Genomic DNA, 13012 nt, shown 5'->3' with positions numbered 1-13012 from the left:
CATGAAGCGAATCCTGATCGTCAAAGTCACGTCTCTCGGAGACATCGTGGAGACGCTGCCGGTCGTGTCCGATCTTCGGCGCGCGTTCCCGTCGGTCAAGGTGGACTGGGCGGCGGACGCGGCGTTCGCCGACATCATCCGCTGGAATCGCGGCGTCGATCGCGTGTTGAGCGCGCCGTTGCGCCAGTTCAAGAAGGCGCGCAACTGGAACGATCTGAAGGGAATCGCGGCGTCCATCGGCGAATTGCGGGCGGAGAAGTACGACGCCATCGTCGATATTCACGGCGTGTACAAGAGCGCGATCATCGCGTTCGTCGCGCGCGGGCGCGAGCGTTATGGCTATCTCAACCAAGATCTCGGCGAGCGTGGCGCGGCCTTCGCGTACAACCGGCGCTTCGGGCCGCGTCCAAAGACGGATGCGTGGCGCGGCATGCGCGTGAGCGTCGCGCAGGCGCTGGGTTACGAGTTCGACGAGACGCCGGACTTCGACATCGAGTTGCCGCCGCTTGGCCGCACGCTGGATATTCCGAACGGCAAGCCCATTGCGATGCTGTTTCACGCGACTTCGGCGGAAGTGAAGAAGTGGCCGAAGGATCACTGGGCCGAAGTAGGCCGTTGGTTGAACGAACGAGGTTACGCCATCGCTTTGCCGTGGGGCAGCGAGCAGGAACGCGGCGAAGCGCAGGCCATTGCCGCGCTCGTGCCGGATGCGATCGTGCTGCCCAAGCTCACCGTCGAGGAATGCGCACATTGGATACGCGCATCCGATCTGGTGGTCGGCATGGATACCGGGCTCGTGCATCTGGCGCACGCCATGCAGCGTCGAACGGTCATGCTATTCAAGGCGACGTCGCGCGAGCACTTCGGGATCGACGCGCCGGGCCGTTCGATTTCCATCGGTGATGAAGGCGCGTCACCAGAGGTGAAGGACGTTATCGCCGCAATCGAAAGCGTCACGCACACGCACACCGAAACTACGCGCTAAAAACTTTTATGCGCATAAAACTTTCAAACGCGCATATCTGCTGTCAGATTTTCGGTAAAAAAATCCCGCATTACGAAATTAAAAGGGCGCTAGTGTAGTTTTTTCCTCGGACTACTTGACGTTTGTTTCAGTTCGCTAGACGATTGGGAAAAATCCTAAGAATGAGCTGAACATGTCCGAAGACATCGCCGCTTCTGAGAGCCCGGCGCTGGTTCGTCTTGAACCATCCGACATTCCCATATCCGAACCGCTCGAATGGCCGGTCGTCGCGGACGATGGAACCCTGCTGTTCGATATCGGCACCGTCGTGCCCGATGACGCCGCCCGCGCGTTCCTCTTCCAGCAATTCGAGCTATATCGCGCAGCCGATGATTCCGCCGGTTTCTCAAGAGACGATGCCAACCGCGACCGTCCGGCCACGCTCGAAGAAGTCGGTCTCACCATCGGCGGGCGCGTCGGCTTGCGCGGTACCGGCACTACCGGCTCACAGATGTACGCCAGCCGCGTCATCGGCTTCTCGCATCCACGACGCAACAACGAACGTTCGCTGTTCATCACTCAGCCTTTGCTGGCGGGTTTCGGCCCGCTGGACCTGACACGCGGCGAGCAGGTCGAACTCGTCGCGCTGACTGGCCGTGGCGTGTTTCGCTTCGCCTGCACGGTCGATGCAACCAGCCGCGAGCCGTTCAACTACGTGGTCCTTTCCGCGCCCGGCACGATCCGCCGCTTGCGCACACGCAAGTTCGCACGCATGCCGACGCGGCTCGCCGCGCAGTTTTCCGTGGATGCAGCGGGCGCACCCGGCCCGCAACAGTTCGGCCGCGTGAGTGACATCAGTCCGTATGGCATGTCGCTGTCCGTGCTCGAACCGACCGCGCGCGTCGGCGACCGGCTGAATCTCGCGTTCCACTTCAACACCGACGGCACCGATGTGCAGGTGGACACCATCGCAATCGTGCGTCACGTGGGCGCGGTGGAAGGCGGAAAAGGGAACGCGGCTTACGGGCTGGAATTCGAATCGCTGGAGCCGTCGCAGCGTATCGCGCTGAAGTCGTTCATGGCCGAGCATAGCTAAGCGGACGCGTTCCGCCAGGCATCACTCAGCCGGAAACCCATCCGGAAAAAGCCGCGCGATAGCTGATTCGAAATGCTCGAAAGGCGCCGCGCCGCGCAGGCCGATGGGCGGCGGCGGTTCGCTGTCCGGCGCCGCATCGCGCGAGAGCACGGCGAACGGCACGCCGGTCACGCCGAGCTTCTTCGCGAATTCTTCATCCTCGATGACGAGATCGGTGTACGTGCCGTCATCGAGCGATTCTTCCAGCAGTTCGGGATCGACGCCGCAACTGGCCGCGATGTCGAGCAGCGCGTCGTCATCGCCGATATCGATGCCTTCCTCGAAGTACGCCTTGAAGATCGCGCGATGCACGACATCGAAACGGCCGGACTCGCGCGCGAACATGGCGGCCTCGAACGCCTTGCGGCTGCGCGGCGCGACCGACGGCATGCGCATGGTGACTTCGCGTTCCACGGCCAGCGGCTGCACCGACTTTTCCCATGCGTCGATGGCTTCCTCGCTGTTCGCATCGGGCAGCGGCGTGGGTTCGGGACGCAGTTCGAACGCGTGCCAGCGGATTTCGACGGCATCGCCATAAGCGTTGCGAAGCTGGTCGATCACCGGCGTTTCGAGGTAGCAGAAAGGGCACGTGAAGTCGGACCAGACGTCGACGTAAAGCGTGGGCGTGGATGCCATGTAAAGCCTCTGAAGCGAAGGGCGCGATGCGCCATGAAACGGAACGCGGCGCATGCGCGGTAAAGCCGCGAGCGCCGCAAAAGCGATATGTTAGCGCGTGCTGCTTTCGGCCGCGCGATGCGGACCATGCGCGCTTCAGAAGCCGCCGTCGATCTCGATACGCGTTCCGTCGAAGAAGCGCGAAAGCCGAAACGCGTGCGGATCGACGAGCGGCGTATCGTTCGCGACCAGATCCGCCATGAGCTTGCCCGCACCCGGCCCGATGCCGAATCCATGCCCCGAAAACCCCGTCGCGATGAACAGGCCGGCCACGCGCGATGCTGCCGAAATGACCGGCACCGCATCCGGCGTGACATCGATATAACCGGCCCATTCCTGCTCGACTTTCAGCGACGCGAACGCCGGAAAAATCGCGCGAAACTCGTTAATGGCCGCGCGATTGAACGACGCGACCGGCGCGGGATCAAGCGTGCGCTGAGTCTCGAACACGGTCGGCCGATCGAGCGGCCAACGGCGCGGCCTTCGCCACTCCTCGAAGAAACGCGCGTTGAAGCCGATCTTAACCGAGCCGAACTGGCTCTTGAGCGCAGGCAGATACTTCATGAAAAGCCGAAAGCTGTCCGGCGTGATGTCGCTATAGCTTCGAAACGCGTTGGCGATGGTGTAGCCGCCATCGAGCCGCTTGCGATAACCCATCGACGGATTGCACGCGCTCACGTCCGGTCCGCCTTCGAGCGGCGCGGTGCGCAAGACGGACGAGCGCACCATCAACTGCGGCACGTCCACGCCCACATTGCCCGCGAAATAACGCGTCCACGCACCGCCCGCGACAACCACGCGCGAGGCCCGCACACGTCCATGTTCCGTGACGATGCCGCTCACCGCGCCGCCGCTCGTCTCCACGCCACGCACCGCGCACGGCGAGAGGATCTTCACGCCGCGTTGACGCAATGCGGCCGCCATCATCGGCACGGCGCGTTGAGGTTCCGCGCGTCCGTCGCTCGGCGTGTAGATGCCGCCTGCGAAGCGTCGCGCGCTGCCGGTCATGAGCGCGGCGGTTTCATCGGCGGAGACGATGCGCGAGTCCAGCGCCTCTCGGCCGACCTTTGCGAGGGCGCGCGCAAGCCACGCTTCATGATCGGCGAGCGCTTTCGCGTCTTCCGCGGCATACAGAATGCCGCACGTGCGATAACCGCTGTCGATGCCGAGTTCCGCATCGATCCTTCGCCACAGCTTGAGGCTTTCGAGGCTCAGTTCCAGTTCGCGCAAATCGCGATGCGTCGCGCGGCACCATCCCCAGTTGCGGCTGGACTGTTCGCCGGCCACATATCCTTTCTCGAAGACGGCCACGGACAGTCCTTTCTCCGCGAGAAAACGCGCCGTGCTGATACCGATGATCCCGCCGCCCACGATGGCGACATCGACTTCATCCGGCAAGACACGATCATCGGCGATGCGTTCGGTTGGCGGTCCCATCAGGCGGTGTCTTCGAAAAAGAGTTGGCGAGCATGCTAAGGGAATCGCGCGCGTTTGACCATCGCCGTTCAAAAGGACAGCCTCGCTGCGTGAGCGGCGCGCTTCCGTTACGATGAACGCGGAACATCGCCTGATGTTTCTCATGCCACCCGCGCCGCGCCCGATTGATCGACTCAGGCACGGCGCGTGCGAATTCGTCTGCGCGTCCGGACGCTTCGAGCGCTCCGGTCATCGCGATTCCATCCCATCTTTGGAGAACTTTCGTGCAAAAGACAGCATCGGCAAAATGGAGCGGCGGCATCAAGGACGGCAAGGGTTTCATCTCCACGCAAACCGGCGTGCTCAACGACGCGCCTTATGGCTTCAAGTCGCGTTTCGAGGAAGGTCCGGGCACCAATCCCGAAGAACTGATCGGCGCGGCGCACGCGGGCTGCTTCACGATGGCGCTCTCGCTGCAACTGGAAATGGCCGGCATGAAGGCCGAAAGCCTCGAAACGAAATCGACCGTCACGCTGGATAAAGACGGCGAAGGCTTCACGATCACGGCCTGTCAACTCGATCTGAAGGCGAAGATTCCGGGCGCGGACAAGGCCGCGTTCGACAAGGCCACGCAAGCCGCCAAGGAAGGCTGCCCGGTCTCCAAGCTGTTCGCGGGCAACGCGAAGATCACGCTGAACGCCGAACTGGTTTCGTAAGCGGCTTTGGGTTCGAAAAAGCGCGGATCGTGTGAAAGCCATCCGCGCTTTTTTTTATGCGCGCGGCAAGTTGCGACGGGCGGCTTTGTCCGCGTACATGCGTCCGTCGCTATCCACCATGAGGTCGATGACCGACTGATGCCGCGCCGCATCGAACTGTGTATGTCCGACGCTGAAGCGAATGGCGTAGCCGCGCGCGGATGCCGCATCGATCGCTGCCAGCGCCGTGCGCAGACGTTCGAGGATGCGCGCGGCTTCGTCGTCGCCTGCATCGGTGAGCAGCGCGACGAATTCATCGCCGCCGAGCCGGCCGATGACATCGCTTTCACGCAAGGAATCGCGCAGGGCGGCAGCGAACGCCGCGAGCGCGCGGTCGCCTTCGGCATGGCCCCATGTATCGTTGATGCGCTTGAAATCGTCGAGATCGAAGAACAGCAAGCACGCCGAATGCGACAGCCGCTTGCAGACGTTCAGCGCGTGCTGCGCCAGCGCTTCGAAACCGCGACGATTGGCGAGCAGCGTGAGTTCATCCACGGTCGCGAGTTCGATGGCCGCGATCTCCTGCTCCGCGATATGCGCAAGATCGCGCAACAGGCCGCATTCCTCGTCGTTCAACGCGCGCGGGCGTGTGTCGATCAGGCAGAGCGTGCCGAGTTTGCTGCCGTTCGGCACCATTAACGGCTGACCCGCATAGAAGCGGATGCCCGGATCGCCGGTGACGAGCGGATTGTCGTGAAAGCGCGTGTCAGCGGTGGCGTCGGGGATCATGAAGACGTCGTCGTGCATGATCGCGTGGCCGCAGAACGAGATGTCGCGCGGCGTCTGCGCTACCCCTAAGCCCGCGCACGACTTGAACCACTGCCGGTTCTCATCGATCAGGCTCACGAGTGCGATGGGCACGTCGAACAGCCGCCGCGCGAGCCGCGTTAGGCGGTCGAAGCGCTCCTCGGCGGGCGTGTCGAGCAGCCTGAGCGTGCGCAGCGTGGCGAGCCGCGCGGGCTCGTTACGAGGGATGGGTGCGGCGAGCATAGTCTCCGGTTCCTGTTTTGAGCGTAGGTGACGGAACTGAACCCTATTCTCCGACAAATTATCGTTTTGTTCACACAAATAATGCGACGATGCCGACACGCGCCCGCGCGAACGTTGCGGCTATCATGCCCTTTGCCCGGTCTGCATCGCAGCCCCAGACGTCCCACTATCCCAACAACCGGAACGCCTATGAAACTCAAGCTGGACTGGACCATCCTTACTCCGATTCTCGCGCTCGTCGTGCTGGCCGCGACGGCGATCATTCATGGCACTGCGCTGCTGGTGTTATCGGCTATTGCGCTGGCCTTTGCCGTGTTCGCGGCGGTGCATCATGCGGAAGTGGTCGCGCATCGTGTGGGCGAGCCGTTCGGCACGCTCGTGCTCGCTGTCGCGGTTACCGTGATCGAGGTCGCGCTGATCGTCTCGGTCATGCTCTCAGGCGGCCCCGAGAAGGCCGGTTTGCCGCGCGATACCGTGTTCGCCGCGATCATGATTTGTAGCGGCGGGATCGTCGGGCTGTGTTTGCTGATCGGCGGTTTGCGGCATCACGTGCAGGACTTTCAGTTGCAGGGCGCGAGCGCGTCGCTGGCCATTCTTTGCGCGCTGTCCGTGCTGACGATGGTCCTGCCGAACTTCACCAGCACGGTGGTCGGTCCGGCGTTGTCCACATCGCAACTGATCTTCGTCGGCGTGATTTCGCTCGTGCTGTATGTGACGTTCGTGTTCGTGCAGACCATCCGGCATCGCGATTATTTCTTGCCGTCCGTGCCGGAGCCGACCGATGTCCTGAAGGAAGAACTCGCGCCGCACGCACCGCCGCCGACCAATGGCGAAGCGTGGCTCGCGCTCGGTTTTCTGATGCTGTCGCTCGTCTCCGTGGTCGGGCTTGCGAAACTGTTGTCGCCTGCGGTCGAGGCGGGCGTGGCGGCGGCGGGTGCGCCGGAAGCGGTCGTGGGCGTGGTGATCGCGGCACTTGTTCTGTTGCCCGAAGGACTCGCGGCGGTGCGGGCGGCGCGTCTGAACCGGCTGCAAACGAGTTTGAATCTGGCGCTGGGCTCGGCGCTTGCGAGCATCGGATTGACGATACCGGCGGTGGCGGTGGTGTCCATCGTGATCGGCCAGCCGATTTCGCTCGGGCTTGCGCCTAAGGAAATCACCATGCTCGCGCTCACGTTGATCGTGTCCGTTATTACGCTCGGAACGGGACGTTCGACGGTGCTGCAAGGCGTCGTGCATCTGGTGATTTTCGCGGCGTTCCTGTTTCTTTCCGTCGTGCCGTAATCTACGTATCGAACAGAGGTGACTTATGAACGCTATGGACCGCGCCGATTACGCGAAGCAGGACGTGGGCAATGTGGTGTCGCTCGAACATGTGAATCTGCGGGTGCCGGACCAAAGGCTTGCCACTGCGTTCTATGTGACTGGCCTCGGGCTAACGCGCGATCCGTACATGATGACGGGCGTCGGCAATATGTGGATCAATATCGGCCGCTCGCAATTGCATTTGCCGACCGGAAAGGCGCAACGTCTGCGCGGGCGGGTCGCGCTCATTGTCGGAGAACGCGAAGCGCTCGTTGCCCGACTGAGCACCGTTCGTTCGACGCTCGATGGCACCGCGTTCGGCTGGACCGAGCATGAGGACCGCGTGGAAGTGACGTGTCCTTGGGGAAACCGCTACGACTGCCTGCTTCCCGATGCTCGCGATGCGAATGCGCCGTGGGCCGATCTCGATCTCGGCATCGCGTATGTTCGGCTCGATGTGCCTCCCGGTCGCGCATCCGCAATCGCAGCGTTTTATCGTCAGGCGCTGGATGCATCGGCGAGCGTGCATGAGGTCGATGGCGCGCAACAGGCCGTGATCGCAACCGGTCCGCGTCAGCAGCTCGTTTTCGTAGAATCTAACGTGATGCATGGCGAATACGACGGGCATCACATTCAAATTTACGTCTCGAACTTCAGCAAGCCGCACGCGTGGCTGGCGAAGCGCGGGCTGGCCTACGATGAGGAACCCTATCAATACCGGTTCTCCGACATCGTGGATAACGAAACCGGCGAGACGTGCTTTCAGTTGGAACACGAAGTGCGCAGCACACATCATCCGCTTTATGCGCGCGCGTTGGTGAATCGCAATCCTGAGCAGAACAACCAAAACTATCAGGCAGGCGGCGATGCACGCACGGGCTTATTCTAACGAGCGTGCTGCGTCGTACTACCAAACAACATGGTAATGGTGGACCGCAGCCAGCGATTGCCCGCTTCCTGATGATAACGCGCGTGCCAATACTGCTTCACCGCAAAACTCTCCACTTTCACCGGGCAAGGATGAACGGCCAGATCGTTCACCTTGGCCAGCGTTTCGCCGATATGCCGTGGCAAGGTCGCAATCAAATCCGTCGATTTGATGATCGAGCCCAAACCTAAAAAGCCCGGCAATTCCAGCACGACATCGCGCTCCACGTTGTCGCGCACCAGCGCCTGTTCGATCAACTGCGCGCCCGTTCCGGCGGCAATGGCGACATGTCCTTCCGATCGATACTGCTTCGCGGTGAGCTTCCCACGCAAGCGCGGATGATGGCGATTCGCAAGACACACGAAGTCCTGAATATAAAGCTGCTGCTGATACATCCCGCCGCCTAGCCACGGCGCATGACCGATCGCCAAATCTGCCTCGCCTGATTCCAACGCCCGCTCCGTATTGCCATCGATCCGTGCCGCTTCCAGACGAATGCCTGGCGCTTGCGCACGCACATGCGCAAGCATGCGAGGAAGCAGCGTGATGTGACTCGCATCCGTCATGCAGATGCGAAAGCGGCGTTTGGCGGTAAGCGGATCGAACGCGATTTCCCACGCTGCAAAGCGCCGCAGCGATTCGAGAATCTCGCGGCACGGCCCGATCAACGCATCGGCCTGCGGCGTGGGCGCCATGCCGCCCGGCGTGCGAACGAACAGCGGGTCTTGCAGATGTTCGCGCAGACGTCCAAGCCAAATGCTCACGGTCGGCTGACTTTGCCCGAATTGTTCGGCGACGCGCGTCACGCTGCGAAGGTCATACAGCAAATCGAAAAGCTGCAAGAGCTTCAGATCGGGAAGTTCGTTCGGGTCCATTTTTAAGCGCTCGTTTGCACCGTTATTGCGTCACGCAATGATGCCATTGCCGCCATTGCATTGCCAGACTGAAGCGGCGCTCGTATCGTTGCATCGTCCAATCAGGGAAAGGCGTTATGAAGATTGCATTTGTTGGCGCGGGTGCGCTGGGTTGCGCCATCGGGTCAACCCTGACTGAAGGCCGGCACGAAACATGGCTCATCAATCGCGACGCCGCCCACGTCGAAGCCATGATGCGCGATGGCCTGCGTGTCGTTGACGCCAACGGCACGCGCCACGTCCGCGTCCTCGCAACCACGCGCCCCGCTGACGTCGGCCCCGTCGATCTCGTCATCGTGCTGGTCAAGTCTTTTCATACAGATTCGGCGATGCGCGGTGCACTCGCGCTCATCGGTCCTGAAACGGTCGTGCTGTCGCTGCAAAACGGCCTCGGCCACGAAGATGTGCTCGCGGAAATCGTGGGCCGCGAGCGCGTGCTGGCGGGAAAAACGTATGTGGGCGGCGTGCTGCGCGGGCCGGGCCATATCGAGTCCGGCGTTGCGGGAAAGCACACGATCATCGGCGAACTCGACGGCAGCATCACGCGCCGCGCGCAGGTTATTGCCGAAGTGTTCAATGCAGCGGGTTTGATTACGACGGTCAGCGACAACATCCTCGGCACGATGTGGGACAAGTTGCTGATCAACGTTGCGACCGGCGCGTTGACGGGCATCACGCGGCTCACTTACGGCCAGCTTTACTCGGAGCCGCTTCTCAAGCAGATCGCGCTCGCAGCGGTGAACGAAGCAATGGCCGCCGCGAAAGCCGCAGGCGTGAAGCTATCCATGACCGATGCTGAACAGGCATGGACGCTTGCATCCGCCGGACTTTCGCCGGAGTTCAAAACCTCCATGCTGCAAAGCCTCGAAAAAGATTCGATTACCGAAATAGATTTCATCAACGGAGCGGTCGTGCGCTGGGGCCAGCGGTTCGATGTGCCGACGCCCGTCAACGCGACGCTCGTCGCCTGCATCAAGGGCATCGAGCGCGCCATGAACGACCGAAAAAGTAAGGAGACACGCGCATGAACGGCAGCAAGGCTTATCTGGAGCATGTCGCCATCTGGGTGAAGGATATCCACTGGCACATTCGTTTTTTCGAGGATGTGCTCGGCATGACGATGCGCGAAGTAGACGGCACGAAAGAAGCACCGCGCCAGTACTGGACACTCGGCGGTCTGCAATTCATGCACAAGCCGGATTACGACAGCCCCGAAGGGCGGCTCGGCCATCTCGGCGTGATGTGCGAAGACCTCGAAGCGGCGCTTGCCGCGGCGCACCGCCATGAAGTCACCGAACTGCCGCAAGGACGCAACTGGATTCGCCTGCCCGATGGCCTCGCCGTCGAACTCATTCAGGCCAAGCCCGCTTCATGCGTGAAGCAGGCGCTTTCGATCAACCCGCGTGCGGAGGCATGAATGACGATCGCTGATAAATACTGGGACGATGCCCGCGAAGGCGACGAATGCATCAGCCCGACTTACACCGTGACCAAGGAACGCATTCTCGCGTATGCCGATCTCACCGGCGATCACACGCCTGTTCACGTCGATGAGGAATACGCGAACGCGAGCCACTTCGGGTCCATCGTCGCGCATGGTCTTTTCGGTCTTTCAATTGCCGATGGTCTCAAGACGCAAAGCGACTATCGCTTCCTGCCCGGCATGTCGCTCGGCTGGACGTGGGACTTCAATTTGCCGATCCGCGTGAACGACGTGCTGCATGTGAAATTCCGCATCGGCGCAATGCGCGCGAGCAAGAGCAAGCCGGGTTGGGGCATCGTCGTGTTGCCTTCGGATCTCATCAATCAGGACGGGCAGATTGTTCAGCATGGCGAACATCGCTTGATGGTGCCGCGCCGTCCGGGAGCATTCTGATGCAGGCACGTCCACTCGAAGGTATTCGCGTCATCGATTACAGCCATTTTCTGGCGGGTCCGTATGTCGGGCGATGTCTGGCCGCGCTCGGTGCGGAAGTCATCAAGGTAGAGCGCCCCGTCAGCGGCGATGCAGGACGTCAGCACGCCACCGTGCTCGATGACGAGCAAAGCGCCTACTTCCTGCAACTCAACATGGGCAAACGCGGTGTCAGCGTGAATATGCGCGATGCACGCGGCAAGGACTTCATGCAACGCCTGTGCGATTCGGCGGATGTGTTCGTGGAGAATTACCGGCCCGGCGCGCTCAAGAAACTCGGCCTCGGCTATGAAGAACTGTCAGCGCGTAATGCGGGGCTCGTCTACTGCTCGATCTCGGCATACGGCCATACCGGACCGGATGCGCATCGCGCGGGCTTCGGCCTCATCGCGGAAGCCAAGAGCGGCATCATGCAGATGATTGGCAATCCTGGCGAACCGCCACCGTTGATGCGCATTTCGCTCGGCGACATGTACACGGGCATACACGCGGTCGCCGCGATCAACGCCGCGCTGCTCGGCCGCGTGAAAAGCGGGCGTGGTCAGCATATCGACATGGCGCTGTACGACACGCTCGTTTCCATGCACGAATACGCGGTGCAGTGCTACACGATGCAGGGCGTCGTCCCCGAGCAAACCGGCCACGACATGCCGACTTCGACGCTCTACGGCGTGTTCCGCGCGGCGGATGGCGACCTCGTGATTGCAGCGCAAGTGGACGATTCATGGAAGCGTTTCGCCACGCTGATCGAGGCGCATGGCGGCCCCGCTGGCTTCGGCTCGGATGCACGTTTTCATACGCTCAACGGACGCAACACGAACCGTCTGGACATTCTCGCGGTCGTCAAGCCGTGGGTGGCGTCGCGGCCCGTCGCGGACGTGCTCTCGCTATTGGACAGCATCGATGTGCCTTGCGCGAAGGTGCAGCGTATCGACGAAGTGCTGGCCGATCCGCAGATCATCGCGCGCGGCATGGTGGTGGAACAGGAGCATCCGCGCTTCGGCACCTTGCGTTTGCCGAACCTGCCGTTCCGCTTCTCCGATTGCGATACGACCATTCGCGAAGTCGGCCCGGATCTCGGCCAGCACAACGCGGAAGTCGCGCAATCGCTGGGCTTCAACGCGGCCGAAATCGACGCCATGCAAACGGATGGCGTGCTGTATTCGAAAGCGAGGTGATGATGAGCGACCGTTACGCGGTGATCGGAAATCCGATCGGACACACGAAATCTCCCTTGATTCATGGGCTTTTCGCGGACGAGACGCGTCAGGACATGACGTATGACGCAATCGAAGGCCCGCTCGAACCGGACGATGCATTCGCGGATACCGTGCGTGCATTCATCGGCGAAGGCGGGAAAGGGATGAACGTGACCGCGCCATTCAAGCTCAAGGCCTTCGCGATGGCCGACGTACGCAGCGAACGCGCCGAACTCGCAGGCGCGGTCAACGCGATGAAGTTCGAGGGCGGGCGCATCATCGCGGAGAACTTCGATGGCGTGGGACTCGTGCGCGACATCGAAGTCAATCTGAAGCTGCCGATGCAAGGCAAACGCGTGTTGCTGATGGGCGCGGGCGGCGCGGTTCGCGGTGCGTTGTTGCCTTTGCTCGCGGCGCGGCCGGCCGAACTGGTGATGGTGAACCGGACCGTATCGAAGGCAAAGACGCTCGTTGAACAGGTCGGCGCGCATCCGTCGTTGAAGGCATGCGGTTATGACGCGCTCGAAGCGATGGGCCGCTTCGATCTGGTCATCAATGCGACGTCCGCAAGCCTCACGGGCGAGTTGCCGCCGGTGCCGCCGAGTGTGTTCGATCCGGCGGGCGCGGCCTACGAACTCGCCTACGGCAAGCGTTTGACGCCGCTTCTGCGACTCGCGCGCAATGCGGGCGTGTCGAGCGTCGCGGATGGCGTCGGCATGCTGGTGGAACAGGCGGCGGAAGCGTTTGCCTGGTGGCGCGGCGTGCGTCCTCAAACGCGCGCGGTGATCGACAGGCTGACCGTTCCGCTTGACTGAGGAA

14 protein-coding genes are annotated in these 13012 nt (G+C 62.0%); 10 read left to right on the top strand and 4 right to left on the bottom strand.

What is annotated here, in order from left to right:
* Position 1: 1 nt before the first annotated feature.
* Together waaC and ACZCWR_RS20600 are read left to right on the top strand one after the other, a co-directional pair.
* Positions 2–985: a lipopolysaccharide heptosyltransferase I gene (waaC, locus tag ACZCWR_RS20605; protein WP_487303478.1), complete on the top strand. Its 984-nt coding sequence runs from the start codon at positions 2–4 to the stop codon at positions 983–985.
* 172 nt (positions 986–1157) lie between these two features.
* On the top strand, positions 1158–2060 hold the full coding sequence (locus tag ACZCWR_RS20600) for a flagellar brake protein (protein WP_487303477.1): 903 nt from the start codon (positions 1158–1160) through the stop codon (positions 2058–2060).
* A 21-nt stretch (positions 2061–2081) separates the two neighbouring features.
* On the opposite strand, the gene ACZCWR_RS20595 is transcribed toward ACZCWR_RS20600, so the two are convergent.
* Together ACZCWR_RS20595 and ACZCWR_RS20590 are read right to left on the bottom strand one after the other, a co-directional pair.
* Positions 2082–2735, bottom strand: coding sequence for a DsbA family oxidoreductase (locus ACZCWR_RS20595; RefSeq protein WP_487303476.1), 654 nt, complete (start codon positions 2733–2735; stop codon positions 2082–2084).
* Positions 2736–2870: 135 nt separating this feature from the next.
* A complete protein-coding gene (locus ACZCWR_RS20590; protein WP_487303475.1) occupies positions 2871–4211 on the bottom strand; it encodes an NAD(P)/FAD-dependent oxidoreductase in 1341 nt (446 codons plus the stop codon).
* A 263-nt stretch (positions 4212–4474) separates the two neighbouring features.
* Between ACZCWR_RS20590 and ACZCWR_RS20585 the strand changes: the two genes are divergently transcribed.
* Positions 4475–4906, top strand: a complete 432-nt coding sequence (locus tag ACZCWR_RS20585) for an OsmC family protein (RefSeq protein ID WP_487303474.1) — start codon at positions 4475–4477, stop codon at positions 4904–4906.
* Positions 4907–4960: 54 nt separating this feature from the next.
* On the opposite strand, the gene ACZCWR_RS20580 is transcribed toward ACZCWR_RS20585, so the two are convergent.
* Positions 4961–5935 (bottom strand): sensor domain-containing diguanylate cyclase, encoded by a 975-nt coding sequence (locus ACZCWR_RS20580; RefSeq protein ID WP_487303473.1) that lies wholly within the window; start codon positions 5933–5935, stop codon positions 4961–4963.
* Between the two features lie 189 nt (positions 5936–6124).
* Here ACZCWR_RS20580 and ACZCWR_RS20575 point away from each other — a divergent pair, with 189 nt between their 5' ends.
* Both ACZCWR_RS20575 and ACZCWR_RS20570 read left to right on the top strand, forming a co-directional pair.
* Positions 6125–7216, top strand: a complete 1092-nt coding sequence (locus ACZCWR_RS20575) for a calcium:cation antiporter (RefSeq protein ID WP_487303472.1) — start codon at positions 6125–6127, stop codon at positions 7214–7216.
* Between the two features lie 25 nt (positions 7217–7241).
* Entirely contained in the window at positions 7242–8126 is an 885-nt protein-coding gene (locus ACZCWR_RS20570) for a VOC family protein (RefSeq protein WP_487303471.1), read from the top strand.
* Here ACZCWR_RS20570 and ACZCWR_RS20565 read toward each other — a convergent pair.
* Complete coding sequence (locus tag ACZCWR_RS20565; protein WP_487303470.1) at positions 8123–9040, bottom strand: LysR family transcriptional regulator; 918 nt, start codon at positions 9038–9040, stop codon at positions 8123–8125. The genes ACZCWR_RS20570 and ACZCWR_RS20565 overlap by 4 nt on opposite strands.
* A 116-nt stretch (positions 9041–9156) precedes the next feature.
* Here ACZCWR_RS20565 and ACZCWR_RS20560 point away from each other — a divergent pair, with 116 nt between their 5' ends.
* Genes ACZCWR_RS20560 through aroE form a run of 5 tightly spaced genes read left to right on the top strand, consistent with a single transcriptional unit; the run spans position 9157 to position 13008 of the window.
* Positions 9157–10107: a ketopantoate reductase family protein gene (locus tag ACZCWR_RS20560; protein ID WP_487303469.1), complete on the top strand. Its 951-nt coding sequence runs from the start codon at positions 9157–9159 to the stop codon at positions 10105–10107.
* Complete coding sequence (locus tag ACZCWR_RS20555; RefSeq protein ID WP_487303468.1) at positions 10104–10496, top strand: VOC family protein; 393 nt, start codon at positions 10104–10106, stop codon at positions 10494–10496. The genes ACZCWR_RS20560 and ACZCWR_RS20555 overlap by 4 nt, the downstream gene beginning before the upstream one ends.
* Positions 10497–10955, top strand: coding sequence for a MaoC family dehydratase (locus ACZCWR_RS20550; protein WP_487303467.1), 459 nt, complete (start codon positions 10497–10499; stop codon positions 10953–10955).
* The gene (locus ACZCWR_RS20545) at positions 10955–12172 is read left to right on the top strand and encodes a CaiB/BaiF CoA transferase family protein (RefSeq protein ID WP_487303466.1); all 1218 of its coding nucleotides are present in this window, start codon (positions 10955–10957) and stop codon (positions 12170–12172) included. Before ACZCWR_RS20550 ends, ACZCWR_RS20545 begins: the two co-directional genes overlap by 1 nt.
* Positions 12173–12174: 2 nt before the next feature.
* On the top strand, positions 12175–13008 hold the full coding sequence (gene aroE / locus ACZCWR_RS20540; protein ID WP_487303465.1) for a shikimate dehydrogenase: 834 nt from the start codon (positions 12175–12177) through the stop codon (positions 13006–13008).
* Positions 13009–13012 lie beyond the last annotated feature (4 nt).

It is taken from the genome of Caballeronia sp. A2-2, assembly GCF_057612605.2.
This window is presented reverse-complemented; position numbering and strand designations above follow the sequence as displayed.

What these genes read in the sequence shown, in the direction of transcription:
- waaC (WP_487303478.1), top strand. Translation starts at nt 2, where the DNA reads ATGAAGCGAATCCTGATCGTCAAAGTCACGTCTCTCGGAGACATCGTG.
- ACZCWR_RS20575 (WP_487303472.1), top strand. Translation starts at nt 6,125, where the DNA reads ATGAAACTCAAGCTGGACTGGACCATCCTTACTCCGATTCTCGCGCTC.
- ACZCWR_RS20580 (WP_487303473.1), bottom strand. Translation starts at nt 5,935, where the DNA reads ATGCTCGCCGCACCCATCCCTCGTAACGAGCCCGCGCGGCTCGCCACG.
- ACZCWR_RS20595 (WP_487303476.1), bottom strand. Translation starts at nt 2,735, where the DNA reads ATGGCATCCACGCCCACGCTTTACGTCGACGTCTGGTCCGACTTCACG.
- ACZCWR_RS20570 (WP_487303471.1), top strand. Translation starts at nt 7,242, where the DNA reads ATGAACGCTATGGACCGCGCCGATTACGCGAAGCAGGACGTGGGCAAT.
- ACZCWR_RS20560 (WP_487303469.1), top strand. Translation starts at nt 9,157, where the DNA reads ATGAAGATTGCATTTGTTGGCGCGGGTGCGCTGGGTTGCGCCATCGGG.
- ACZCWR_RS20550 (WP_487303467.1), top strand. Translation starts at nt 10,497, where the DNA reads ATGACGATCGCTGATAAATACTGGGACGATGCCCGCGAAGGCGACGAA.
- ACZCWR_RS20565 (WP_487303470.1), bottom strand. Translation starts at nt 9,040, where the DNA reads ATGGACCCGAACGAACTTCCCGATCTGAAGCTCTTGCAGCTTTTCGAT.
- ACZCWR_RS20590 (WP_487303475.1), bottom strand. Translation starts at nt 4,211, where the DNA reads ATGGGACCGCCAACCGAACGCATCGCCGATGATCGTGTCTTGCCGGAT.
- aroE (WP_487303465.1), top strand. Translation starts at nt 12,175, where the DNA reads ATGAGCGACCGTTACGCGGTGATCGGAAATCCGATCGGACACACGAAA.
- ACZCWR_RS20600 (WP_487303477.1), top strand. Translation starts at nt 1,158, where the DNA reads ATGTCCGAAGACATCGCCGCTTCTGAGAGCCCGGCGCTGGTTCGTCTT.
- ACZCWR_RS20545 (WP_487303466.1), top strand. Translation starts at nt 10,955, where the DNA reads ATGCAGGCACGTCCACTCGAAGGTATTCGCGTCATCGATTACAGCCAT.
- ACZCWR_RS20555 (WP_487303468.1), top strand. Translation starts at nt 10,104, where the DNA reads ATGAACGGCAGCAAGGCTTATCTGGAGCATGTCGCCATCTGGGTGAAG.